General features: G+C 39.1%; 25 protein-coding genes and 4 tRNA genes. 9 read left to right on the forward strand and 20 right to left on the reverse strand.

Going from position 1 to position 25,974, the window contains the following annotated elements:
• Positions 1-7: 7 nt before the first annotated feature.
• Both menE and seqA read right to left on the reverse strand, forming a co-directional pair.
• Complete coding sequence (menE, locus tag INP95_RS08890; protein WP_197560573.1) at positions 8-1,360, reverse strand: o-succinylbenzoate--CoA ligase; 1,353 nt, start codon at positions 1,358-1,360, stop codon at positions 8-10.
• 4 nt (positions 1,361-1,364) lie between these two features.
• A complete protein-coding gene (gene seqA, locus INP95_RS08895) occupies positions 1,365-2,006 on the reverse strand; it encodes a replication initiation negative regulator SeqA (protein WP_070592367.1) in 642 nt (213 codons plus the stop codon).
• Between the two features lie 70 nt (positions 2,007-2,076).
• Here seqA and INP95_RS08900 point away from each other — a divergent pair, with 70 nt between their 5' ends.
• From INP95_RS08900 to fur, 3 genes are all read left to right on the forward strand, one after another.
• On the forward strand, positions 2,077-2,862 hold the full coding sequence (locus tag INP95_RS08900; protein ID WP_197560574.1) for an alpha/beta fold hydrolase: 786 nt from the start codon (positions 2,077-2,079) through the stop codon (positions 2,860-2,862).
• Positions 2,863-2,985: 123 nt separating this feature from the next.
• A complete protein-coding gene (gene fldA / locus INP95_RS08905) occupies positions 2,986-3,510 on the forward strand; it encodes a flavodoxin FldA (RefSeq protein ID WP_049357621.1) in 525 nt (174 codons plus the stop codon).
• A 35-nt stretch (positions 3,511-3,545) separates the two neighbouring features.
• A complete protein-coding gene (gene fur, locus INP95_RS08910; protein WP_197560575.1) occupies positions 3,546-3,980 on the forward strand; it encodes a ferric iron uptake transcriptional regulator in 435 nt (144 codons plus the stop codon).
• A 107-nt stretch (positions 3,981-4,087) separates the two neighbouring features.
• Here fur and argG read toward each other — a convergent pair whose 3' ends face one another.
• From argG to INP95_RS08925, 3 genes are all read right to left on the reverse strand, one after another.
• Entirely contained in the window at positions 4,088-5,422 is a 1,335-nt protein-coding gene (gene argG, locus INP95_RS08915) for an argininosuccinate synthase (RefSeq protein ID WP_197560576.1), read from the reverse strand.
• 51 nt (positions 5,423-5,473) lie between these two features.
• A complete protein-coding gene (locus tag INP95_RS08920; protein WP_197560577.1) occupies positions 5,474-6,304 on the reverse strand; it encodes a Rossmann-fold NAD(P)-binding domain-containing protein in 831 nt (276 codons plus the stop codon).
• 72 nt (positions 6,305-6,376) lie between these two features.
• A complete protein-coding gene (locus INP95_RS08925) occupies positions 6,377-7,237 on the reverse strand; it encodes a phosphoribosylaminoimidazolesuccinocarboxamide synthase (protein WP_070775554.1) in 861 nt (286 codons plus the stop codon).
• A 218-nt stretch (positions 7,238-7,455) separates the two neighbouring features.
• Between INP95_RS08925 and prfC the strand changes: the two genes are divergently transcribed.
• Both prfC and INP95_RS08935 read left to right on the forward strand, forming a co-directional pair.
• Positions 7,456-9,039 (forward strand): peptide chain release factor 3, encoded by a 1,584-nt coding sequence (gene prfC / locus INP95_RS08930; protein ID WP_070775555.1) that lies wholly within the window; start codon positions 7,456-7,458, stop codon positions 9,037-9,039.
• A 34-nt stretch (positions 9,040-9,073) separates the two neighbouring features.
• Complete coding sequence (locus tag INP95_RS08935; protein WP_197560578.1) at positions 9,074-9,613, forward strand: hypothetical protein; 540 nt, start codon at positions 9,074-9,076, stop codon at positions 9,611-9,613.
• 142 nt (positions 9,614-9,755) lie between these two features.
• Here the strand turns inward: INP95_RS08935 and INP95_RS08940 are convergent.
• From INP95_RS08940 to gloB, 7 genes are all read right to left on the reverse strand, one after another.
• Positions 9,756-9,830 (reverse strand) — tRNA-Gln (locus INP95_RS08940).
• Between the two features lie 47 nt (positions 9,831-9,877).
• Positions 9,878-9,952 (reverse strand) — tRNA-Gln (locus INP95_RS08945).
• A gap of 27 nt (positions 9,953-9,979) precedes the next feature.
• Positions 9,980-10,064, reverse strand: a tRNA-Leu gene (locus tag INP95_RS08950).
• 5 nt (positions 10,065-10,069) lie between these two features.
• Positions 10,070-10,146, reverse strand: a tRNA-Met gene (locus INP95_RS08955).
• Positions 10,147-10,269: 123 nt separating this feature from the next.
• A complete protein-coding gene (locus INP95_RS08960) occupies positions 10,270-11,013 on the reverse strand; it encodes a phosphodiester glycosidase family protein (protein ID WP_197560579.1) in 744 nt (247 codons plus the stop codon).
• Positions 10,997-12,319 carry a glutamyl-tRNA reductase gene (hemA, locus tag INP95_RS08965; RefSeq protein ID WP_197560580.1) on the reverse strand — a complete coding sequence of 441 codons (1,323 nt, stop codon included), beginning with the start codon at positions 12,317-12,319 and terminating at the stop codon, positions 10,997-10,999. The genes INP95_RS08960 and hemA overlap by 17 nt, the downstream gene beginning before the upstream one ends.
• Positions 12,320-12,454: 135 nt before the next feature.
• A complete protein-coding gene (gloB, locus tag INP95_RS08970) occupies positions 12,455-13,156 on the reverse strand; it encodes a hydroxyacylglutathione hydrolase (RefSeq protein WP_197560581.1) in 702 nt (233 codons plus the stop codon).
• Between the two features lie 10 nt (positions 13,157-13,166).
• Here gloB and INP95_RS08975 point away from each other — a divergent pair, with 10 nt between their 5' ends.
• Positions 13,167-13,883 carry a class I SAM-dependent methyltransferase gene (locus tag INP95_RS08975; RefSeq protein WP_197560582.1) on the forward strand — a complete coding sequence of 239 codons (717 nt, stop codon included), beginning with the start codon at positions 13,167-13,169 and terminating at the stop codon, positions 13,881-13,883.
• Here INP95_RS08975 and INP95_RS08980 read toward each other — a convergent pair whose 3' ends face one another.
• Positions 13,884-14,222, reverse strand: coding sequence for a YegP family protein (locus INP95_RS08980; protein ID WP_049381360.1), 339 nt, complete (start codon positions 14,220-14,222; stop codon positions 13,884-13,886).
• A gap of 179 nt (positions 14,223-14,401) precedes the next feature.
• Here INP95_RS08980 and ycaO point away from each other — a divergent pair, with 179 nt between their 5' ends.
• Together ycaO and gyrA are read left to right on the forward strand one after the other, a co-directional pair.
• The gene (ycaO, locus tag INP95_RS08985) at positions 14,402-16,159 is read left to right on the forward strand and encodes a 30S ribosomal protein S12 methylthiotransferase accessory factor YcaO (protein WP_197560583.1); all 1,758 of its coding nucleotides are present in this window, start codon (positions 14,402-14,404) and stop codon (positions 16,157-16,159) included.
• A 159-nt stretch (positions 16,160-16,318) separates the two neighbouring features.
• Positions 16,319-18,964, forward strand: coding sequence for a DNA topoisomerase (ATP-hydrolyzing) subunit A (gene gyrA, locus INP95_RS08990; RefSeq protein ID WP_014065640.1), 2,646 nt, complete (start codon positions 16,319-16,321; stop codon positions 18,962-18,964).
• Positions 18,965-19,062: 98 nt separating this feature from the next.
• Here gyrA and INP95_RS08995 read toward each other — a convergent pair whose 3' ends face one another.
• Genes INP95_RS08995 through sstT form a run of 6 tightly spaced genes read right to left on the reverse strand, consistent with a single transcriptional unit; the run spans position 19,063 to position 24,461 of the window.
• Positions 19,063-19,620: a TorD/DmsD family molecular chaperone gene (locus INP95_RS08995; protein ID WP_197560584.1), complete on the reverse strand. Its 558-nt coding sequence runs from the start codon at positions 19,618-19,620 to the stop codon at positions 19,063-19,065.
• A 23-nt stretch (positions 19,621-19,643) separates the two neighbouring features.
• A complete protein-coding gene (locus INP95_RS09000) occupies positions 19,644-20,249 on the reverse strand; it encodes an NAD(P)H-dependent oxidoreductase (protein ID WP_197560585.1) in 606 nt (201 codons plus the stop codon).
• Entirely contained in the window at positions 20,246-20,701 is a 456-nt protein-coding gene (locus INP95_RS09005) for an NfeD family protein (RefSeq protein WP_197560586.1), read from the reverse strand. The genes INP95_RS09000 and INP95_RS09005 overlap by 4 nt, the downstream gene beginning before the upstream one ends.
• A gap of 52 nt (positions 20,702-20,753) precedes the next feature.
• Positions 20,754-21,668, reverse strand: coding sequence for an SPFH domain-containing protein (locus INP95_RS09010; RefSeq protein ID WP_049366068.1), 915 nt, complete (start codon positions 21,666-21,668; stop codon positions 20,754-20,756).
• Between the two features lie 45 nt (positions 21,669-21,713).
• The gene (gene modF, locus INP95_RS09015; RefSeq protein ID WP_197560587.1) at positions 21,714-23,162 is read right to left on the reverse strand and encodes a molybdate ABC transporter ATP-binding protein ModF; all 1,449 of its coding nucleotides are present in this window, start codon (positions 23,160-23,162) and stop codon (positions 21,714-21,716) included.
• A gap of 57 nt (positions 23,163-23,219) precedes the next feature.
• Positions 23,220-24,461 (reverse strand): serine/threonine transporter SstT, encoded by a 1,242-nt coding sequence (gene sstT, locus INP95_RS09020; RefSeq protein WP_197560588.1) that lies wholly within the window; start codon positions 24,459-24,461, stop codon positions 23,220-23,222.
• Positions 24,462-24,734: 273 nt separating this feature from the next.
• Between sstT and INP95_RS09025 the strand changes: the two genes are divergently transcribed.
• A complete protein-coding gene (locus tag INP95_RS09025; protein ID WP_075875252.1) occupies positions 24,735-25,184 on the forward strand; it encodes a LexA family protein in 450 nt (149 codons plus the stop codon).
• Positions 25,185-25,261: 77 nt separating this feature from the next.
• On the opposite strand, the gene INP95_RS09030 is transcribed toward INP95_RS09025, so the two are convergent.
• Positions 25,262-25,813 (reverse strand): NlpC/P60 family protein, encoded by a 552-nt coding sequence (locus INP95_RS09030; RefSeq protein WP_005695690.1) that lies wholly within the window; start codon positions 25,811-25,813, stop codon positions 25,262-25,264.
• Positions 25,814-25,974 lie beyond the last annotated feature (161 nt).

Here is a 25,974-nt window from a genome sequence, read left to right on the forward strand (position 1 = left end):
AACTTTCCTATTGTTGCGACAGCCAATCGGCCAGTGCTTTGCGAGAAATCTTTATTGCCCCTTGGATTAAATTCGTCGGGAGTTCATAGTAGGCAATAGGTTGCTTAAATCGTTCCAATCGCCCCTGTAAAAAAACGTTGAGAGATTCAACCACACTTTCATTAAATAAGGTATGAAATTCAACAATCGCGACAGGACGATGGCCAAATTCCTCATCATGTTTAGGTAAAACAAAAACTTGTTTCACCAAATCTGATTGTGCAATCACTTTTTCAATTTCTTCCGGCTGAATATTTTCACCTCCGGAAATAAACATATTATCTAATCGGCCTTGGATGACTAATTCATTATCGAGCCATTGACCTTTATCTTTGGTTTGGAACCAGCCTTCGTGATTCGTGAGTGGTTCTATACATCCATCGCGCCAATATCCCATGGCAAGCCCTGCACCTTTTAACCAAACTTCTTCATTCATTAACTTAAACTCTCGACCAAGCAAAGGTTGCCCTACACCAATTTTTCCATCCGATTGCTTAGCGAATGCAGTAGAAGCCATTTCAGTCATACCATAACCTGAATAACTTCGAATCCCTAATTCATTTAACGCTTGAGTTAATTTAACAGGGATTTGCGTTCCCCCCAATAATACTGCTTGCGTATGAATAGATTGAGGATGCTCTACCAAATAATCAAACCAACGTTGTAATTGCGTTGGCACGAGAGAAACATGGGAAACCTCACCAATAGATTGATAAAAATCTTCTTTCGGTAAAACTAAGGTTGCACCTGCGTAAAGCCAGCGCCACACAATACCTTGTCCGGAAACATGATAAAGCGGCAAAGAAAGTAGCCATGACTGCTCTTTGCCAAAATTCATTAAGGCACAAACGCCTTCCGCATTAGTTAAATGAGCAGAAACATTATGCACAACAGCCTTAGGCAAACCAGTCGAACCCGATGTGAGCGTCATCGTGGCTGCTTTTGTAAAATTCGCTTTATGTTCGGGTAATGCTTTAACAGCTAAATAATGAATATCTTCGGTTTGATAACAAAAATCTACCCCATACACTTGGCACAATTCTTCTCTTTTTTCTTGAGGAAATGCAGGGTTGATACCTAAAATTTTTGCGCCTAGCTGAATAACGGCTAAATAAAGAAATAAGATCTGTTCTGAATTTTTGCCGCAAAAAGCGACCACACTTTGCGTCGTCACGCCTTGTTGTAAAAGAAAGGCTTCCACTTGATTAATTTTCTCAGCAAGTTCGACCCAAGTAAAAGGATCGCCCTGCGAATTTCGCAACGCGACCTGATTTGCATACGCTGAATTTTGGGCAAATGCTTGCCAAGGGAATTTTTGCATCGAATTAGTTGCTAACGAAATAAGGGCGAACTTCGTCAATTAAATATTCCGGCAAATGCATAGATTGCATCGCCCCTTCTAGCATCAGCATCTTACGACCACTATTGGTATTGGTAATCACCCAATATGGCGTGTCAGGAATTTGTTTCGGTTTCGTGTGATTACCCGCCACAAGCAAAGTCCCTTCGTCACGAGCAAAATAAACACGAGTACGACCTTGTAGGCTTTCTGTTGCCTGTGCGAAACTTTCTGGATTGGTACGATAAAGCGTCCGTAATATACTTAAAAAACGCACCACTGCTTTTGGCTCTTCTTTGAACTCAGCAGAATTCAAGAGTGCACGCACTTTATCAACAATATGATTGATTGCTTCATCCGATTGTTTTTTCACTGCTTTTGGCGGTTCAATAGGTTCAACTTTTGGTTGAGATACTTCGGTTGTTTTTTCCGTTAAAACAGGCTCAGAATGCACCGCACTTTTTGGCGTTTCAGCTGATGTGACTGATTCAAAGAAATCAACCGAGCTTGCTGCATGAGTGGGTAAATTCAACAAACGGCGAAGAATATCAGACGCACTTTCTCCAATAGATTGAGTTTGTGCCGCAATGTATTGATATAATTCTTCATCGACTTCAATTATCTTCATTTTTTTCTCTCCGTTTGCTAAAATTTTCGTCCATTATAACGATTTCTAACCAAATTCTCACGCAAAATATATGTCATCTTCCCAATTATTAAACCATCAATTTCACCAAGTAAAACAATCAATTAATTCACCTACCTTAGTTTTCATTCATGGCTTGTTTGGAGATATGAATAATCTTGGTGTAATCGCCCGTGCATTTAGCGATAACTATAATATTTTACGCGTAGATTTACGCAATCATGGACATAGTTTTCATTCAGAAACAATGAATTACGATGCCATGGCTGATGATGTATGGCAACTTATCGATCACCTTCAATTAGATAAAGTGATCTTAATTGGTCATTCAATGGGCGGAAAAACAGCAATGAAAATGACCGCACTTCAGCCGCAGCGTGTGGAAAAATTAGTTGTCATTGATATTGCACCTGTGGCTAATAGCAGTGCGGGACATGATGATGTGTTTCGTGGTTTGTTTGCCGTGAAAAAAGCGCAGCCACAAACTCGTCAACAAGCTAAGCCTATTTTAGAAAGTGAAATTGCCGAGCCTAGCGTGGTGCAGTTTATGTTGAAATCTTTTGAGCCGACTTCAAGCGAATATTTTCGTTTCAATTTGACCGCACTTTTTGAGCATTATGCGGAACTGATGGATTGGCAGGAAGTTTACGCTAATACGCCTACTCTCTTTATTAAAGGTGGGCTTTCATCTTATATTAAACCTGAATATACAGAAATTATTCTAAAACAATTCCCGAATGCAACCTCGTTCACTATCAATGGTTGTGGGCACTGGGTTCATGCAGAAAAACCTGATTTTGTGATACGTGCAATTGATAGGTTTCTAAATAAGAATTAATCGCTTTAAATGAGAATTATTCTATTCAAATGAGAATTCATTTGTGGTATAGTTCGCACAAATTGTAGGGCTTTGCCCCTAATTTTTTCTATTCACCTAATTTTATTTCAAAAGGAAAGAACAATGGCAGTTGTCGGTTTATTTTACGGTAGTGACACGGGTAATACAGAAAACATTGCAAAAATGATTCAAAAACAATTAGGCAATGAATTAGTCGATATTCGTGACATTGCAAAAAGCACGAAAGAAGATATCGAAAGTTATGATTTTTTACTTTTTGGTATTCCGACTTGGTATTACGGTGAAGCACAAGCTGACTGGGATGATTTTTTTCCTACCTTAGAAGAAATTGATTTTACTGACAAGTTAGTCGGTATTTTTGGCTGTGGCGATCAGGAAGACTACGCAGATTACTTCTGTGATGCGATCGGTACAGTACGTGATATCGTTGAACCACGTGGTGCGATTATCGTGGGCAATTGGTCAACTGATGGTTACACCTTTGAAGCATCAAAAGCATTATTAGACGACGGAAACTTTATCGGTTTGTGTATCGATGAAGATCGTCAACCAGAACTCACAGCAGAACGTGTAGAGAAATGGACGAAACAAATCTACGATGAAATGTGTTTAGCAGAATTGGCTTAACCATCTCTATTTAGCAAATTAATTAAGGGAACATTATGTCTGAAGAAAACATCAAATTACTCAAAAAAGCAGGGTTGAAAATCACCGAACCCCGGCTGACTATCCTTGCGTTAATGCAAGAACATAAAAACGAGCATTTCTCAGCTGAAGAAGTGTATAAAATCTTGTTAGAACAAGGTAGTGACATTGGTCTTGCAACTGTATATCGCGTACTTAATCAATTTGATGAAGCACGTATTTTAATTCGTCATAATTTTGAAGGTAACAAGTCTGTTTTTGAACTTGCACCAACAGAACACCACGATCACATTATCTGTGAAGATTGCGGTAAGGTATTTGAGTTTACTGATAACATTATCGAACAGCGTCAAAAAGAAATCAGTGAGCAACATGGTATCAAATTAAAAGCACACAGTTTATACCTCTACGGTAAATGTAGCGATATCAACAAATGTGATGAGAAAAAGTAATTCTTGCTAAAAAACGAAAACCTTAGGCTAAAACCTAAGGTTTTTTATTATCTCAATCAAAAGTGCGGTCAAAATCGACTGCACTTTTTCCAATTTAAAAGAGAAAATTATTTTTTACCTAATTGTGGTAAAACGGAATCTTTCCCTGCAGTTAATAGACCTACTTGAGAGTAGATACTTAATTTTCCGCGTGTATCTGCTACGTCTAAGTTACGCATAGTTAATTGACCAATACGATCGATTGGATCAAATGGTGCATTTTCCACTTTTTCCATACTTAAACGTTCTGCCGCATAAGTTAAGTTTGGTGATTCAGTATTTAAGATTGAATAATCATTACCACGACGAAGTTCTAATGTCACTTCACCAGTCACCGCACGAGCGACCCAACGTTGTGCTGTTTCACGTAACATTAACGCTTGTGGATCAAACCAACGACCTTGGTATAACAAACGGCCTAAACGTAAACCGTTGATACGATATTGTTCAATAGTATCTTCATTATGAATACCCGTTACTAAACGTTCATAAGCGATATGGAATAATGCCATTCCCGGTGCTTCATAAATACCACGTGATTTTGCTTCAATAATACGGTTTTCAATTTGGTCTGACATGCCTAAACCATGGCGACCACCAATGCGATTTGCTTCTAAGAAAAGATCCACCACGTTATCAAATGTTTTACCGTTTAATGCAACTGGCACACCTTCTTCAAAACGAACAGTCACCACTTCTGGTTTTACTTGAACATTTTCATCCCAAAATGCCACGCCCATAATTGGTTTCACAATTTTAATACCGGTGCTTAATTCTTCTAAGTCTTTCGCTTCATGAGTTGCACCTAACATATTAGAGTCAGTTGAATAGGCTTTTTCTACCGACATTTTGTAGTCAAAACCATTTGCGATTAAGAATTGTGACATTTCAAAACGACCACCCAACTCATCGATGAATTGTTGATCTAACCACGGTTTGTAAATTTTTAAATTTGGATTGGTTAATAAGCCATAACGGTAAAAACGCTCAATATCGTTACCTTTGAAAGTTGAACCATCACCCCAGATATTCACATCATCTTCTTTCATTGCTGCAACAAGCATCGTACCTGTTACCGCACGACCAAGTGGTGTGGTATTGAAATAGGTTGCTCCACCAGTAGAAATATGGAATGCACCACATTGAATAGCCGCAATCCCTTCATGGGCTAACTGCGCACGACAATCCACTAAACGAGCATTTTCCGCACCATATTCCATTGCTTTTCTGGGAATTGCATTGTAATCATCTTCATCTGGTTGACCTAAGTTTGCTGTATAAGCATAAGGTACTGCACCTTTTTGACGCATCCAAAGTAATGCCGCACTGGTATCTAGCCCGCCTGAAAAAGCGATACCAACTTTTTGACCTTTAGGTAAATGTTGCAGAATCGTATTTGACATATTTTATTTCCTTCATTGTGGTTATGGTGAGTGAGTCTTTAAAAAGTGCGGTCAAAAATCACTGCGCTTTTCTAACATATCATCGGGATTTGGATAACGATAAGCGAAGCCTAAATCTCGACAAATTTTATCTGCCATAATGATTCGTTTCGGATCCGAATCACTACATTCAAATTGTGGTATGGATAAATCATAAAATACCGCTGCTTTTGTGTAATATTCTGCTCGAGTAGGATGAATTGGAGCACAAAGATGGTAAGTTCGTAATCCATTTGAATTCATGAGTAAGGCAGTAATAGCTTGAATGCAATCCTCTAGATACACCAAATTAACAGGCGAATAGCCCTGTTTTAAATTGTGTTTTCCTGCTAAGAATTTAACCGGATGGCGTTGTTTACCAATTAATCCTGCAAGTCGAAGAATATCGCAATGCAATATTCCTGATTGGAACAAGCACTGTTCTGCTTGTATCAGTGTTTTACCCATTTCTGTTTCAGCTGAACGTTGAGAACTTTCATCAAATTGCCCCGAAATATCAGGAAAAACAGAAGTTGAACTGGTAAAAAGTACATGTTGTACACCTTGTTTCTTGGCTTGATTGGCTAAAAAAGCAAGATATTCACAATACTGTTGAGAAGAAAAACGGCTAGGTGGTAGGGTGATAATGAGAGCATCTACATTAAAAAGAGGGCGAATATGGTCTGGTAAACGTTTCATTTCGTCAGAAAGCGAAAAAGGATAAGTTTCAATGCCTAGCTGATGCAATTTCTGAGCATCATCAGGGGATTGTTTTGAGCCTTTTACACACCAACCAAGCTCTTTTAAGTGCAGCGCCAGCGGTAAGCCTAGCCAACCTAAACCAACTATCGCAACAGATTTCATACTCTTTTATTCACAATATTTTATCCATAAAAATCCCTGCTATTCTAAAGCATAGCAGGGAGTTTGTTAATGTTATTTTGTTAATAAATCCAACGCCTCTTGATATTTAGCCACTGTTTTTTCAATCACTTCTTTTGGTACTTTCGGTGCTGGCGGTTGTTTATTCCAACCACTTTGTTCTAACCAATCTCGTACAAATTGCTTATCAAATGACGGTGGATTTGTTCCTTCTTTATAAGTATCAACTGACCAAAAACGGCTAGAATCCGGTGTTAATACCTCATCCATTAAAGTGAGCGTGCCATTTTCATCTAAACCAAATTCAAATTTGGTATCACAAATAATAATACCTTTAGTCAGCGCATATTTTGCTGCCTCAGTATAAAGTGCAATCGCTTTTTCTCTCACTTGTGCCGCTAACTCTGCGCCAATAGCTTTTTCACATTGTTCATAGCTGATATTGATATCGTGATTACCCAATTCTTCTTTACTTGATGGCGTAAAAATCGGTTCAGGTAATTTACTTGCCTCAACTAATCCTTCCGGTAATTTCAAGCCACAAATGGTCCCTGTTTGCTTATAATCTTTTAGCCCGCTACCTGTTAAATAACCACGCACGATAGACTCAATTTTAATTGGATTCAAACGTTTGCAAACCACTGCGCGATCTTTTACTAAATCAGCTTCTTCTTTTGGTAACACATCATAAACTGAATCACCCGTAAAATGATTCGGCATAATATGGGCTAACTTATTGAACCAGAAATTGGAAATTTGAGTCAGGATTTCACCTTTACGTGGGATAGGATCATCTAAAATCACATCAAATGCGGACAAACGATCACTGGCTACCATTAGCATTCGTTTATCATCGATCTCATAAAGATCACGCACTTTTCCCGAATAGATTTTTTTTAGACTAAGTTGTGTCATTGCTTGCACCTTTAATTATAAGAATAAAAAATCGGTAGATATTGTACCGCACTTTTTGCGCAAACGTTTGCTTTTTTTTATTAAAATTTTAAAGAAAAGAAATTACAGAGTTATACCCAAAAATAATCAATAGATAATAAAAGAAAAACAATTTAATTTGAGCTCAATCTGAAAATCAGCGACAATACAGCATTATTTAAAACAGAAGAAACAAGACAATGAGTTATCCATTAGAAGAAGTGAATAAACGTCGCACATTTGCGATTATTTCCCACCCTGACGCGGGTAAAACCACCATCACCGAAAAAGTATTGTTATACGGCAATGCCATTCAAAAAGCAGGCTCAGTAAAAGGTAAAGGCTCTGCACAGCATGCAAAATCTGACTGGATGGAAATGGAAAAACAACGTGGTATTTCCATTACGACTTCCGTGATGCAATTCCCTTACAATGAATGCTTAGTGAATTTATTGGATACCCCAGGGCACGAAGATTTCTCCGAAGATACCTACCGCACTTTAACAGCCGTGGATAGCTGCTTAATGGTTATTGACTCGGCAAAAGGGGTTGAGGAACGTACCATTAAATTAATGGAAGTGACCCGTTTACGCGATACGCCAATTATCACTTTCATGAATAAACTTGACCGTGATATTCGCGACCCAATGGAATTGTTAGATGAAGTGGAAAGCGTATTAAAAATCCATTGTGCACCGATTACTTGGCCAATTGGTTGCGGTAAATTGTTTAAAGGGGTTTATCATTTATATAAAGATGAAACCTATCTTTACCAAAGTGGGCAAGGCTCTACAATCCAAGAAGTACGTATTGTGAAAGGCTTAAATAGCCCTGAATTAGACGCTGCTGTTGGTGATGACTTAGCCCAACAACTGCGTGATGAATTAGAGCTTGTAAAAGGTGCAAGTAATGAATTTGATTTGGATTTATTCCTAAGTGGTGAATTAACACCTGTCTTTTTCGGTACTGCATTAGGTAACTTCGGTGTTGATCATTTCTTAGATGGTTTAACCGAATGGGCGCCTGCACCACAAGCTCGTCAAGCAGATACCCGCAAGGTTTCAGCAGAAGAAGAAAAATTCACTGGTTTCGTATTTAAAATCCAAGCCAATATGGATCCAAAACACCGAGACCGCGTAGCTTTCCTACGCGTAGTTTCTGGTAAATATGAAAAAGGCATGAAACTTAAACACGTGCGTATCGGTAAAGATGTAGTCATTTCTGACGCACTCACCTTTATGGCGGGGGATCGCACTCATGCCGATGAAGCTTATGCTGGTGATATTATCGGTTTGCACAATCATGGCACTATTCAAATTGGTGATACCTTTACGCAAGGTGAAGAGCTTAAATTTACCGGTATTCCAAACTTTGCCCCTGAATTATTCCGTCGTATCCGTTTGAAAGATCCTCTCAAACAAAAGCAATTGTTAAAAGGCTTAGTACAACTTTCTGAAGAAGGTGCTGTGCAAGTATTCCGTCCATTAAGCAATAATGATTTGATTGTTGGCGCGGTCGGTGTGCTACAGTTTGATGTGGTCGTTTCTCGTTTGAAATCAGAATATAACGTTGAAGCCATTTACGAAACGGTCAATGTCGCGACGGCTCGTTGGGTGGAATGTGCGGATAACAAAAAATTTGAAGAGTTCAAACGCAAAAATGAGCAAAATCTCGCATTAGATGGTGGCGATAATCTTACTTACATTGCACCAACGATGGTTAATTTAAATCTTGCACAAGAACGTTATCCTGATGTGACCTTCTTTAAGACAAGGGAACATTAATTACCATTTTCTACCCTTAACAAAAGGAAAAATTATGAAAAAATTGATGCTTATCAGTACAGCAGCGTTACTACTCTCGGGTTGTGTAAACACTGAGCTGTCAAATGCAGGAAAAGCTTATAACCCACAAACTGACGCACGTATCCGTCTATATGGACAAAATGGTCGATATACCGAGATGGAAGTAAAACAGAATGGAAAAACAGAAAAAGTAAATGTTGGAGGTGGATGGGGGCAATCCTTCGGCTCAATGCTTTACCTTAAAGGTAATGAATCGCTAGGAATGCCAGATACCGAAGCGAGTAAAAAACCAAGCCAATTCAATAACTTTGGTTCAAGTACTTTCTTTAAAGAGTTTGTTATCCCTGCGGGCGCTGAAATCACCCTAAAAAGTGAAATAGTAACCCCAGATAATACTTATACGGATTATGCAAAAGGTATTAAATATACACAACTAGGTTACAGCTGTTCTGGTAAAAAACTCACATTCACGCCTCAGGCAGGAAAAGATTATGAAGCATTACCTGCAGCATCAACAGCCCAATGTAATTTAACTTTAGTAGAACTAAAATAAATCAATGTGAAAGGTCACCGCAAGGTGGCTTTTCTTTTATATAAAGACATTAAAATTGTAGCTAATAACAACAGACAGATAAAACAAAGTGCGGTTAAATTAATCGCATTTTTTATATAAAAGAAATATAGAGAAAATAAGATGGCTGGGGTACTAGGATTCGAACCTAGGGATGCCGAGATCAAAACCCGGTGCCTTACCGCTTGGCGATACCCCAACAGAAATTCTTTGATTGGAAATAAAGAAGATTTTATTTAGATAGTATGGCTGGGGTACTAGGATTCGAACCTAGGGATGCCGAGATCAAAACCCGGTGCCTTACCGCTTGGCGATACCCCAACTACTATTTGACTGCAAGCTGATAAATGGTGCGGGACGAGGGACTTGAACCCACACACCTCTCGGCGCCAGAACCTAAATCTGGTGCGTCTACCAATTTCGCCAGTCCCGCAAATTTGGTGGCTACAGCGAGATTCGAACTTGCGACCCCAACATTATGAGTGTTGTGCTCTAACCAACTGAGCTATGTAGCCATCATTTGCTTTACCTTATCGGCTTTGCGGGGCGTATTATCCTGATTTGACCTATTCTCGTCAATCATTTTTTTGCAAAAAACGGATTTTTTGATTTAGTTGATTATAAATAAAACGCTTTTGCTATTTTTTGTTCACATCAAGAACAGAGATCATTCCAACAAAACGCTTCCAATGCAAGGTGTTAAATTGCCCTGGAATGTACCAATTAGATATTGTTCCATCAAGATATAAGGCGTCATGACAACCTATTTTCAGCAAACCTTGGCTTAAGGTATAAAGGTTAGGTTCACCTTTTATCGTCATCAAGAAAAGTAATTCATTTTGTTTTGTCAAACACACTGCATTACGCTTATGATAGCTTTCTAAGCTTGCTCGAAATTGTGGATTCATTTTTCCATGAATAATTAACATCGGGCCTGATTGCAATGCAAAGTCTGGCTTGAGTTTGCTTTTCTGATACGCGGCGGTTGTTAAAATGTAGGGTTTATTTCCAGCAATAGCGAATACCCCATTGGGCTGCACATGGAAATTACCTTTGCCTGCTTTTGTATTTAACGCATTGAGCTCTTTTCCTTGCTCAATCCATAACCCTGCAGGCACATTATTCATGCTATAAATGCCCGCATTCATGACCATTTTGACGTTATAGCTATCTTCTAAGGCATTTTTGAGACGCGTTAAACTTTGATAATCGTTACCTTCAGCATCTTTCCAATGTAGCTGCACTTCTTCAGGTTTAGCTTGGAAAATCCCGTAAGTAATATTGCCATCATTAAAGGTTCGATATTCAGCTAGGGCTGACACACTCATCAATAGCGATGAGCTACCTAAAAGTGCGGTCAAAAATCTAATCGTTTTTTTCATTTAAAGGATGGGTTAAATGCAAAGCATTGGAAAAGGCATGCAAACCTTCCGCATTACCAGATTTCATCATGGCTTGCATGGTTTGGGTTGGTGCATGAATGAGTTTATTCATTAATTTATAACTCAATTCTTGCAGAATTTTTTCAGCATTCTCACCTTGTTGAATTTGGTGTAAGGCTTTTTCGAGTAATTCTTGGCGAGTATTCTCCGCTTCATCACGATAATGACGAATCAAATTGGAGAATTGATGAACCTTCAACCACTCAAAGAAATCCGTGCATTCTTGTGTAATGATGTCTTGCGCTTGCTCTGATGCTTGCTCACGTTGAGAAAGATTGCGTTGAATAATATCTTGCAAATCATCTACGGTGTAATGATACACACTTTCTAATTCTGAGACGTTTTCATCAATATCACGTGGCACCGCAATATCCACCATCAAAGTCGGTTTAAATTGGCGTGCTTTTTCCGCAATTTCAGCCATCGCTTTGGTGATTAAAACATTCGGGCTGCCTGTTGAGCTGATGACAATATCGGCTTGATTTAGTGGAGTTTGCAACTCATCGAGAGAATACACTTCAATCGGCGTATTGGAGGCTAAAGTCTCGACCAACTGTTGAGCGCGAGATAAAGTGCGGTTAGCAATCATCAATTTTTTTACACCATGGCGTAATAAATGACGGCTCACCAATTCAATGGTTTCCCCTGCCCCAACAAGCAAAATTTGTAATTCACGTAAAGATTCAAAAATTTGACGCGCTAAACTACAAGCCGCATAAGCTACCGATACAGCACTTTCACCAATATTGGTTTCAGTGCGTACACGTTTTGCCGTAGCAAAGGTTTTTTGGAACAAACGAGAAAGCGTGCTTGAAAGCGGAATATTCGCCGCTTGATAATAATCTTCAGTGATTTGGAAAGCTTGTTTCACCTGTCCCAAAATTTGCGGCTCACCCAAAATTAATGAATCCAAACCACAGGCCACGCGCATTAAATGATTCGCTGCTTGTTGATTTTGATGTGTGTAAATACTTTTATTTAATTCATCTACAGAAAGCTGATGAATGTTAGCAAACCAATTTGTACAGTTCGTTTGCCATTGCTTACTCTCTTGGGGTGAAATTTGACGATGGTGAAGATAAATCTCGGTACGGTTACAAGTAGAAAGAATAACCGCACTTTCTGCCAAATCTTGCTGGTGAATTTGTTGTAAGGCAAGCTGCCGCTTTTCTTCAGAAAAAGCGACTTTCTCACGAACAGCAACAGAAGCCGTTTTATGATTGATGCCTAGAACAAGAAGGGTCATAAAAACCTAATAAAAACAACCGCACTTTTATGAACATGCGGCTTAAGTAGAAAGTAAAAGTTTCCCTATTTTAATGAATTGTTGAGAATTGAGCAAATTTCAAGAGAAAAAACTCAAACAAATAACTAAAACGAGTTAAAACTTATCTTTAGCTAAACGCCATTGCGTAAATTCGTCTAAATTTTTTGCTTGTAAAAACGGGTTAATTTGTTTCTCTAATCCAATTGTTGTTGGCAAACTCGGTTTACCCTCTGCTCGATAACGTTCCACCAAAACACGTTGATTTTTGACCGCACTTTTATCCACCAATATGGTTTCCGCAAAAGCTAAATTACCCCGCGTATATTCATGAGCCGGACAAACCACGGTTTCATTCGGTAATTGCTTAAAACGCTGCATGGTTTCAAACATTTGAGCAAAATTTCCCGTGAACACGCGACCACAGCCCGCAGAAAATAACGCATCGCCACAAAATAGATGCCCATCCACCAAATAGCTGACATGCCCTGACGTATGACCACCGCTTGGCAAAACTTCAATATGATAATGTGCCGTATTAATCACACCACTATCCACGATATTGGTTGCCCCTTTATTTGCACATTCTGTTGGACCGAAAACAGGCACATTAGGATAATATTGCTTAAACTCCGCGACACCTTGCACATGATCATCGTGATTATGGGTTAATAACACCGCTTCTACGTCTAGCTTATTCGATTCTAAATACGGAATTAAACGGGTTATTTCTGGGATATCGATCACAATTACGGGGAAATTTTCTCGTCTATAAAGCCAAATATAGTTATCATTGAGTGCAGGAATAGGAACTAGCATAAATTACCTTATGAAAATAGGATTAACATTGAATTGGAAAGCCAAATGGTACAAACCACTTCTTTCACCTGAAAGTTGGCAAGCGTTACCACAAGGTGAAGCCTATTGTAACGTATTAACACATTATTTTGTCCAATGGACACCAAAAATTTTAGGCTATCAAATTCTGAAAGTCGGTGCCTTAAGTGGCGAAATTGCCTTTGAATTGCCTTTACGTCATCAAATTGTGTTAGCTGAAAAAACAGCACATTTTCCTACCGCACTTTTAAATGAAAGTGATAGCTTACTCCAAGCATCGCCATTAGCCTTGCCTTTTATTGAAAAAGAAATGGATGCCTGCTTGTTGGCAAACACCTTAAATTTTGCGCAAGATCCTCATCAAATATTGCGTGAAGCACATCGCGTTTTAAAGGATGACGGCTGGATTTTCATCACATTATTTAGTCCAATGAGTCCATTACTTTTCAAATCCAAATTGGGTGACTTTAAATTCCGACAATATGCCACTTGGCGAGTCATTGACTGGCTATCGTTATTAAACTTTGATGTGATTGCAGAAGAAAGACTATCCATAAAACAAGAGAAGAGCTCGCTCTGCTCTCCGCTCACTGTGATCGTTGCCCAAAAACGAACTTATCCCTTAACACTGAATCCGGAGAAAGCGCGATCAAAAATGCCGGCGTTTTTAGAGCCGGCAAGTGCATTTAAAGAAATCAGAACAGAATAATTATTCTGTCACTTCTTTGATTACTGCAGAAGATGCATTATTCATTACAGACTCAACGCCTTTTTCTGCTGCAGCTTGAGAAGAATAATATTGGCTACGGCCAATTTCTTGATGATTAGCCGCTTTTAAAATGAAGTAAGGTTTGTCATTTTTCGCTACGCGATATTCAAAGTTTTTCGCATCCACACCATTTTTTTGCACTGATGCAATGCCGTTTTCAGCTGATGCTTTTGTTTTATAAAGTTCGCTAGTTAAAATAACTTGTCCGTTTGCTGCTTTTAAGTTGAACATAAATTGTCCGTCTTTAGCCACTTTTAATTCATAAAATCCTTGAGCCATGATGTCTCCCAATTGATTGATTTGTTTATAATTTTACCTACACAGAAAATGCCTTTCTGCGCCGAGTTAATTTACCCTTAAAAATCAAGGAAAACAAGAGCTAAAGTGCATAAATTTTATGCTTGCCTAGCATCTCAAACTCCCCTATGATCCGAAAGTTTTTTATAACAGGAACAATTATGAACGGACAAACATTTATTCCCGGCAAAGATGCCGCACTTGAAGACAGTATTTCAAAATTTCAACAAAAATTGACCGCACTTGGTTTCAATATCGAAGAAGCCTCTTGGCTTAATCCTGTGCCAAATGTATGGTCTGTACACATTCGTGATAAAGATTGCCCACAATGTTTTTCTAACGGTAAAGGCGCGAGCAAAAAAGCCGCATTAGCGTCTGCATTAGGTGAATATTTCGAACGTCTTTCCACCAACTATTTCTTTGCTGATTTCTATTTAGGGCAAGAGATTGCCAATGGCGATTTCGTCCATTATCCCACTGAAAAATGGTTTCCTATTGAAGATGAAGCCCTTTTACCACTAGGGATTTTAGATGATTACTTATGGGATTATTTCGATCCAAATCAAGAACTAACCCCAGAATTGCTTGTGGATCTGCAATCTGGTAATTACGATCGCGGTATTGTCGCGATGCCTTATGTGCGTCAATCCGATCAAGAAACCGTCTATATTCCACAAAGTATCATTGCGAATTTATACGTATCTAACGGAATGTCTGCCGGTAACACAAAAAATGAAGCTCGAGTGCAAGGGCTTTCAGAAGTTTTTGAACGTTACGTAAAAAATCGCATTATTGCAGAAGCAATCAGTCTTCCTGAAATTCCAAAATCTGTGATGGAGCGCTATCCATCTATTCAAGCTTCCATTGCAAAATTAGAGGAAGAAGGCTTCCCTATTTATGCCTTTGATGCGTCACTAGGCGGCAAATATCCTGTCATTTGCGTGATATTACTCAACCCAAATAACGGCACTTGCTTTGCTTCTTTTGGTGCACATCCAAACTTCCAAGTGGCATTAGAGCGTACCGTAACGGAGCTTTTACAAGGTCGCAGCTTAAAAGATCTCGATGTATTCTCTCCTCCATCATTCAATAATGATGATGTGGCGGAGCATGCTAACCTTGAAACACACTTTATTGATTCTAGCGGTTTAATTTCTTGGGATTTATTTAAAAATACGCCAGATTATGAATTTGTAGATTGGGATTTCTCAGGTTCAACGCAAGAAGAATATGAAAACTTGATGGCAATCTTTAATGCCGAGGAAAAAGAAGTCTATATCATGGATTATAACCATTTAGACATTTACGCTTGCCGTATTATTGTTCCAGGCATGTCTGATATCTATCCTGCTGATGACCTCATTTATGCCAATAACAACATGGGTATGGACTGGCGCGAGATTTTATTAGATTTACCACACCATCATCATGATGCTGAAACTTACGAAGAGTTGTTAGCAGAATTAGATGAGCAAGATATTGATGATGCTACACGCGTTCGCGAATTTATCGGTATCGTTGCACCAAAAGCAAGCGGTTGGACAACATTACGTGTTGGTGAACTTAAATCCATGCTTTACTTAGCATTAGGTGAATTAGAATTAGCCTTAGATTGGGCAAACTGGACGATAAATATGAACAGCTCTGTGTTTACGCCTGAGCGTGTGAATTACTATCGTGCCTTAATCAGCATCATTGAATTGCATTTAGACAATACTCGCGATCCACAACAATATCGTACTGTATTTGAAAGAATGTATGGCAAAGAAGCCGTTCAACAAGCTTGGGCTGCGGTAGTAGAAAAAGGCAACCCATTCTATAACTTGCCAGCCAGTGATGAAACGCTTAGAAACTTTAAAGAACACCAAGCTTTACTTGGTGCTTATGCTAAATTACAAAAAGCCAAACGAGAAAATTGAAAATAGACGATTTTCTCTCAACCATAAGGCGGACTTAATGTCTGCCTTATTTATTTCCGCATTAAAAAACTGCTTTAAAATCAACCACACTTTTCACACAAAAACGCTTAAATTTATGCTATAATCCGTCACAATTTTTTGATCAAAAAAGGAATAAAAATGACGGATTCAATCCATTCCTCTATTACCCCAGTCAATATTGAAGAAGAACTCAAATCTTCTTACCTTGACTACGCCATGTCGGTGATTGTTGGGCGTGCTTTGCCCGACGTACGTGACGGTTTAAAACCGGTGCATCGACGTGTGCTTTTCTCCATGGATCAATCTGGCATCACTGCCGGCAAAAAATACGTAAAATCTGCCCGTGTGGTAGGTGATGTAATCGGTAAATATCACCCGCACGGTGATTCTGCGGTGTATGACACCATTGTGCGTATGGCACAGCCGTTCTCATTGCGCTACATGTTGGTAGATGGGCAAGGTAACTTCGGTTCAATCGACGGTGATGCGCCAGCGGCAATGCGTTATACCGAAGTACGTATGCAAAAAATCACCCAAGCGTTATTAACTGACTTGGATAAAGAAACCGTGAATTTCTCGCCAAACTATGATGGCGAATTAATGATTCCGGATGTATTACCAACCCGTATTCCTGCACTTTTAGCAAACGGTTCTTCCGGTATTGCGGTGGGGATGGCAACGAATATTCCTCCACACAACTTAAATGAAGTTTTAGATGGCTGCTTGGCTTATATTGATAACGAAAACATCACCATTGATGAGTTAATGCAATATATTCCAGGTCCAGACTTTCCAACAGCGGCATTAATTAATGGCCGTAAAGGGATTGAAGAAGCTTATCGCACTGGCCGCGGCAAAGTGTATGTTCGCGCTCGTGCAAGCGTAGAAACCACAGATAAAGGCAAAGAGCAAATCATTGTGACCGAATTGCCTTATCAGGTGAACAAAGCCAAATTGGTAGAAAAAATTGCTGAGCTTATCAAAGATAAAAAAATCGAAGGCATCAGCAATATTATCGATCTTTCTAACAAAGAAGGGATCCGCATTGAAATCGACATCAAACGCGATGCCGTAGGCGAAGTGGTATTAAATCATCTCTATGCGCTTACCCAAATGCAGGTGACCTTCGGGATCAACATGGTGGCCTTAGATCACGGTCAACCACGTTTATTCAACTTAAAACAAATCATTGAAGCCTTTGTGATGCACCGTCGAGAAGTGGTGATTCGCCGTTCTTTATTTGAATTGCGTAAAGCCCGCGAGCGTACTCATATTTTAGAAGGTTTAGCGGTTGCGACATCAAATATCGATGAAATCATCGATATCATCCGTCAATCGAAAGAGCGTAAAGAAGCGGCAGAAAAATTAATTTCTCGTCCTTGGAAACTGAATAACGAAATTTTAGGTTTGCTTGATGCAGCGGCACGTCCAGCTGAGTTAGCGGCTGAATTTGGTATTAAAGGTTCGGATTACTACCTTTCTCCAGAACAAGTTGATGCAATCTTAGAACTTCGCTTACATCGCTTAACCGGTCTTGCTACCGAAGAAGTGATCAATGAATACAAAGAGTTATTGGTTAAAATTGCAGAACTTCTCCACATCATCAACAGCCCTGAGCGCTTGATGGAAGTGATTCGTGAAGAACTTGAACAAGTACGAGCACAATTTGCCGATGAACGTCGTACTGAAATTACTGCGGCTTCCGGTGATATTGATTTAGAAGATTTAATCGCTCAAGAAGATGTAGTAGTGACCCTTTCTCACGAAGGTTATGTGAAATATCAACCGCTTACCGACTACGAAGCACAACGTCGTGGTGGTAAAGGTAAATCCGCAACGAAGATGAAAGATGAAGACTTCATCGAAAAACTCTTAGTGGCGAATACTCACGATACGATTCTCTGTTTCTCGAGCCGTGGTCGCTTATATTGGTTGAAAGTCTATCAATTACCACAAGCTAGCCGTGGTGCGCGTGGTCGTCCGATTGTGAATATTCTACCGTTGCAAGAAAACGAGCGTATCACCGCAATCCTACCAATCTCTGCTTATGAAGAAGATAAATTCGTCATCATGGCAACGGCTGGTGGTATTGTGAAGAAAATTGCGCTAACCGAATTCAGCCGTCCACGTTCAAGCGGTATCATCGCCTTGAACTTACGTGATGAAGATGAATTAATTGGTGTGGATATTACCGATGGTTCTAACGAAATCATGTTGTTCTCTTCACAAGGTCGCGTGGTGCGTTTTGCTGAAAGCGCAGTACGTGCAATGGGTCGTTTAGCAACAGGTGTACGCGGTATTAAACTTGCTCTAACCAACGACATCGCTGACGATGAAAGTGCGGTCGAAATTGAAGAGGTTTCTGATGATAATGCAGAAGAAACACTCGATCTCAACATCGATAAAGTGGTTTCCTTAGTTGTGCCGAAAAATGACGGCGCAATCCTTACGGCGACGCAAAACGGTTACGGTAAACGCACACAATTAAGCGAATACCCAACCAAATCCCGTAATACCAAAGGGGTGATTTCGATTAAAGTGAGCGAACGTAACGGTAAAGTCGTTGCGGCGACACAAGTGGAAGAAACCGACCAAATTATGCTTATCACTGATGCGGGTACCTTAGTGCGTACTCGTGTAAGTGAAGTGAGCATCGTTGGCCGTAACACCCAAGGGGTTCGTTTAATTCGTACCGCAGAAGATGAGCACGTAGTCAGTCTTGAACGTGTTTGTGATGTGGATGATGAAGACGAAGGCACTGAAGATGTGACTTCTGAAGAATAATTGATCTTCCATTAAATAAAAGCCCCGCGTTTTGATTCGCGGGGCTTTTTTATTGCTCTCTAAAAATCTCTTTTAGGGATCTATTCTATTAATGAAAACTACTCGCCTTCTTCTAATTCATCAGCCATTGCAGCTAAGATTTCACGGGTTAAATACGCTAATGAACGATAGAAAGGAAGCGTTGCATAAGTTTCCACTTGGGTTAAGAATTTCGCTGCACAAGGCAATAAGAAATCACCGAATAAATCTTGTTGAGCGGATAGTGATTCCGTGTTGTCTTCTAACCAAGAAGCAGTAAGCAATAACAAAGCGAAATGATCCACATGCTCTGCCTCAGGCACATTACGAGTATTGCGGAAATCCACAAAACGTTGTACATCTATATCATAACTTGAAATAGCCGTTGGTACGTTACCGTTTGGACCAAACAATTTTTGATATTCTTGATCAAGCAACGTTAAATCAATTTTCATCTGTAAATTATCAATGGCCGCTTCGCTTTCTTTATCCGTAGAAAGTGCCCACACTTGACTTAAACCTTGTTGTTGCAGCCAATCAAATACCCCACTCAAAATGGGATCCGTAGGGCTGCGATAAAATAAATTGCCGAATAAACGGCTAATTAAAGAGAAATTATTAACTTGAGTTTCTGACATCTGTTGCTTTCCTATGATTGTGCTCAAGATTGAGCTAAAAGTGCGGTCAATTTTGCTGTTGTTTTTTCGGCAGCTTCATCAAGCATCGCTTGGCGAGCAGCATTATCGATAATATGAATATCACCGAACAAAGTGTAATCCACATTCTCGATACCGCAATAATTAAACAAACCATTGATCAAACAATGATTGAGGGACTTATCCACGCCGTATTCTTGATATTTTGCTACGCTACTCCCTATGGTGATAAATTGTTGCATCGCTTTATCTTGAAGCAGACCTTTGGATTCACCATTTTCTGTTTTATAAGCAAAACCATGGCTTAATACACGATCCAAATAGCCTTTCAATATTGCGGGAAAACCCATCCACCATAAAGGATAAACCATCGTAATCAAATCTGCTTGGCGAATAAAATCATGTTCCAGCTGAATTTCCGCCGGGATAATCCCCTTATTGGCCGATTGTAATTCTTCAAAGGAAATAATCGGATTAAATCCCATGGTATAAAGATCGCGCAAATGAGTTTCAACACCAAGCTGTTGGCTTGCTTTTACAACGCGATCTACGATGGCACGACCAAAACTTTTTTGGCTATTGGGATGTGCAAAAATAATTAAATGATTCATTCTGTTACCTTTTTAACTAACAGTGTAATGCCATCAACGCGTTCTACCACCACTAGATCATTCACCGCTAAATGCTCACCTTGAATACGCCATGTGGTATCGCCAAAAGCACCACGACCAATCCCATTAGAACCAATTTCTAATACCGTGCCTTTTTTACCTAACAAAGTATGATCTCGTTGGTTTAAAGTTGTACGTGATTGGTCCTGATTATCTTTACTATGCTGGTATTTCCACCAAAGCAACGAGAGAATAATCGCTAAAATTGCATAAAAAACGGCTAACGCGGTTAAGGATAAACTCGGCACCAATGCCATTACACCTGCTGCCACAATCGCAGCCAAGCCCCACCACAATAAAAATACGCCGGGTACAAGGGTTTCAGCAATTAACAATACAAAACCTAATACCAACCAATGCCAAACCGACCAAGTTGTTAACCAATCTGCCATATCAACTCCTTGAGAGAAAAAGTGCGGTCATTTTTAACCGCACTTTAAGAAATTACGCTTTTTTGTCGCCTTTTAATAGTTCGGCAATGCCCGCTACTGAGCCAATTAAATTACCTGCCTCAAGTGGCATCATAACCACTTTGCTGTTCGGTGAACCACCAATTTGTTTTAAGGCTTCTGTATATTTTTGTGCGATGAAATAATTGATCGCTTTGGTATCACCGCTAGCAATCGCTTCTGACACCATTTGGGTTGCTTTCGCTTCCGCTTCTGCTGCACGTTCACGCGCTTCTGCTTGTAAGAAGGCTTCTTGACGCTCCCCTTCCGCTTTCAGAATACGGGCTTGTTTTTCCCCTTCTGCACGTAGAATTTCCGCCTGACGAATCCCTTCCGCTTCCAAGACTTCCGCACGTTTATTACGTTCTGCCTTCATTTGCGCATTCATGGAATCAATCAATTCACGTGGTGGACGCACATCACGAATTTCAATACGGGTAACTTTAATCCCCCAAGGATTGGTCGCTTCATCCACAATTGCCAACAAACGACCGTTAATGGAGTCACGTTGGGAAAGCATTTCATCCAATTCCATCGAACCTAATACGGTACGAATGTTAGTCATGGTTAAATTAATAATCGCCTGTTCTAAATGATTCACCTCATAAGCAGCACTACGGGCATCAATCACCTGAACAAAACAGACCGCATCAATAGATACGTTGGCGTTATCCTTAGAAATGACTTCTTGTGATGGAATATCTAATACCTGTTCCATCATATTGATCTTACGGCCAACACGATCCACAAATGGTACGACAAAGTTTAAGCCAGGCATTAAGGTGTGGGTATAACGCCCAAAACGCTCAATCGTCCAGTTATAACCTTGCGGTACAGTTTTGAGTGCTGAAAATAGCACCACAACAACTAATACAATAAAGACGATTGCGGCAATAGATAAACCTTCCATAGATTGCTCCTTAATGATGAAGAAATATAGGAAAAGTCTATCAAATTAGACCGCACTTTGTACATAAATATATTTACCGTTTTCTCTTATAAATTCAAAAAGATGCGTAATGCAATTCGGGGCATCTAAATCTTGATGAGAAACAAATAAAAGCTGTGTTTCACTATTATTAACGAGTTGCTCAATAAAATGTTTTACTAACTTGCGATTTAACCCATCAAGCCCTTGAAAAGGCTCATCTAAAATTAAAACAGGTGGATGCTTCACCATCGCTCGTGTAATTAAAAGCAAACGTTGCTGTCCCCAAGAAAGTGAACGAAATGGCTTTTTTGCTAAATGAGTCAGATTTAAACGAGCTAACCATTGCATGGCTTTCAAACGAATTGCCTCTGGCACTTGTTGATAAATCCCAATACTGTCAAAAAAACCTGAAATGATCACATCTAGCACGGAACAATTCACACGATAATCTAAATGCAGTTGGCTGCTTACGTAACCCATTTTTTGTTTGATATCCCAAATGGTTTCGCCTGAACCACGTTGTTTACCAAAAATCACCACATGATTCGCAAAGGCTTGAGGATGATCACCTGTAATTAACGAAAGTAAGGTTGACTTCCCTGCTCCATTTGGTCCTTTAATCCACCAATTTTGATTTGGTTGAACAACCCAATTTAAATGATCCAAAATCACTTTATCGCCATACTGAACTGTAACATTTTTAAGTTCAAAGTACGGTTGGTTTTCAGACAGTTTTAGTAATGGTGAGGCCGGCTCAGGCAACGCAACATCAACAGACTGTTCCGCATACACTAATTGTTGATAAATACTTTGTTGCTCAATGGATTGGCGTACACCTTCTAATACTAACTCTAAATTTTCCAACATAGCTAAATGAGTCGCTTCAGCCGGAATATCTGCCAAACGATTAACGATTAGAACGATAGCACATTCTTTTTTTAGTTCGCTCAACATCACCATCCAATCTTTTACTGATTGCTGATCTAGCCCTTCAAAAGGTTCATCTAAAATTAATAAATCGGGCTTTTGCAATAATGTTTGTGCCAATAAGACTTTTCGTGTTTCCCCAGTAGAAAGTTTGATAAAGAAACGATCTAAGAGATAAGTAATCCCTAATTTTTCTGAAATTTGTTCACAAAAAGTGAGTTCCGTACTGCCATTTAAAATGGTTTCTCTTGCCGTTTTACCAAAGAAATCTGGATCGGTATCATCGTTGTTTAAATTCTTTAATGTGGCTTCAAGAATTTCTCGTTGTTTTTCAAAAGAAAAGGAGTGAACACGTTTGAAGGAATTATGGTACTCCCCTTCCTGTAAAGGTAACTCATTTTGCAAAGCTAAAGCAAACGCCGATTTCCCACTCCCATTACTGCCTACCACAACCCAATATTGTTGTGGCTCAATCGCAAAGTGCGGTAAGTTTAAGGTCTGTTTTTGATAAAGCTTAAATTTTGCTTGCTGAATTAAAAGTGCCATTCTCTTTCCTTTAAAAACAAAAGGCGAGCAATTGCCCGCCTTATTAGATTAATTTAATTAACCGTTTTTACGCTCTTCTTCCATACATACTGCCGCAGTAAATAATACGTCAGTTGAAGAGTTTAGCGCGGTTTCTGTTGAATCTTGTAAGATACCAATCACGAAACCTACACCGATCATTTGTGCCGCGATGTCATCAGAAATACCGAATAAGCTACAAGCTAATGGAATTAATAACAATGAACCACCAGCCACACCAGAAGCACCGCACGCACAAAGCGCTGCAACAATACTTAATAACACTGCACTGATGAAAGATACTTCGATGCCTAATGTATGAACAGCTGCTAACGTTAATACAGTAATTGTAATTGCCGCACCCGCCATATTGATATTTGCACCCAATGGAATTGCCACAGAATAGGTTTCTTCATCAAGATTTAAGCGTTTTGCTAATTCAATGTTTACAGGAATGTTTGCTGCAGAGCTACGTGTAAAGAATGCCGTTACACCACTTTCGCGCACACAAGTCCACACTAATGGATATGGATTACGACGAATTTTCCAATAAACGAGAATAGGATTAAGTACAAAGGCAGTAAATAGCATTGTACCGATTAACACGAATAATAAGTGAACATATCCACCTAACGCAGATAAGCCTTTGTCAGATAATGTTTCAGCCACTAAACCGAATACACCGAAAGGTGCAAATGAAATAATCACGTGAACAATTTTAGAAATGCCTTCTGCAAAATCAGCCACAACCTGTTTAGTTGCATCTGATGCATGACGAAGGGCTAAACCTAAACCGATAGACCACGCTAAAACACCGATAAAGTTTGCTTTGAAAATTGCATTTAATGGGTTATCCACCACATTCAATACTAACGTTAACATGACTTGACCAACAGATTGAGGTGCTGAACTCGCATCCTCTTTTACTGCAAGAGCCACATCTGATGGGAATGCCATACTTGCAATTACTGCAGCCACAGCCGCTAAGAACGTACCCAAAAGATAAAGCACGACAATTTCTTTCATGTTACTTTTAGAGCCCACTTTCTTATTAGCGAGCGCAGCCATAACAAGGAAGAAAATCAAAATTGGTGCAACAGCACGCAATGCTTTAACAAAGATTTGACCGAGCACTCCAAAGCTAGATGCAAGATCAATACCTGCTGAATTTTTTACACTCTCATTCACCAAGGCAACAAGGATCCCGAGTACCAAACCAACGGCAATTCGTTTTACCAAATTACCTTGGAATAAAAAATGAAATAAACGTGTTGTATTCATAATAGTTTTAAATGAAGATTAAGTTGAATTTCAGATCGTTACGATCCACCGAAACAAGATAAAGATAGCTCAAATTTTATTTAAAAGAAAATTTTTTCTTTATTATTTTGTTAAAAAATTGAACTTTTTCAGTAAGGAATGAATTTTTTCTAAAATTTTCGCCTATAAAAAAATTTTTTCTATGCCCTATTGACATACTGTATCTAATACCAGTATATTACAACTGTATAAACAACCACTAATTAAAAACACACAAACTAAAAGGAACACAAGATGATGAACTACGCAAATACAGTTGCACAAAATGATATGACGTTTTCTTATCATCCTATGCCATTTTTCAATGATGTTGAAAGCAAATCGACATTTAATAAAAAATTAGATCTCAACCTTTATTGCATCAAACGTCCACAACAAACTTGTTTTATTCGTGTTACCAATCCGAATATGCTTGCTTGGGGAATTGAAATGGGCGATATGTTAGTGGTTGAAAAAAATGATAGCCTTTTCATTGGTGATCTTGTCGTATTAGAAAAACAAGACGAATTCCATATTTATGAATTTGCTGGTGTAAGCGGTAATGAATTTGTATTCATGGCATTAGATTCTAAAGTGGAAAATATTAAAACAACACAATGGACAAACCTTCCATTAGTTGGCACGGTGACGAATACTATCCATCAAATGAAACCAAGAAGAGACTTAATGAAATTTGCGGCTTAAGCCAATAATCAGATAATCTAAATAAAGAAAAAGTGCGGTTAAAATTAACCGCACTTCTTGTTGAAATAAAATTGTCATTACATCACACGACGAGATTGTGTATAAGTTCTTGACCAGTAATCTTCATCTAATGAACTAATTGTTACACCTTGGCTTGTACTTGCATGCATAAACTGGTTATTACCAATATAAACGCCAACATGATTGTTGCGACGGAAGAACACCAAATCACCTTTACGTAATTCATGTTTTTGGATTTGGCGACCTAAATAGCGTTGTTCTGAAGTTGAACGTGGAAGCTCCATGCCATAAGCATCAAGAAAAGCAGTTTGCATAAATGCAGAGCAATCAATACCATGTTTTGAAGTCCCCCCCATTCTGTAACGAGTTCCCACCCATTCGTTATAAACTTGAGCAAGCGCTTTATCACCAATTAAACCTGATTTAGGACGGTTAGTTCTTAATTTAGGGTAAACGCCCCCTTTTTTCCCATCTAAACCAGCAATCAAACCCGTTAACTCAGCATCATCACTTTCACTAATCATGCCGTTTTGTGCCTGCCCCGAGTTGTTAGAGCAGGCTGTTGTCAAAACAGCCAAACCTACAATAATCAAAATCTTCTTTAACATAGCTTTTAAATAATAAAAAAATATAAAAATAAAACTGGTCGGATTTTATCAAAAAGTCATTATGCTCGCCAGTTTTTATTGAATTTTTATGCAATTTTGTGAGTGAGATCTCAAAAAAAATAAGGACTACTCAATGAGTAGCCCTTAAAAGGATTAGAATT

This window comes from Haemophilus parainfluenzae, from assembly GCF_014931375.1.
GTDB lineage: Bacteria > Pseudomonadota > Gammaproteobacteria > Enterobacterales > Pasteurellaceae > Haemophilus_D.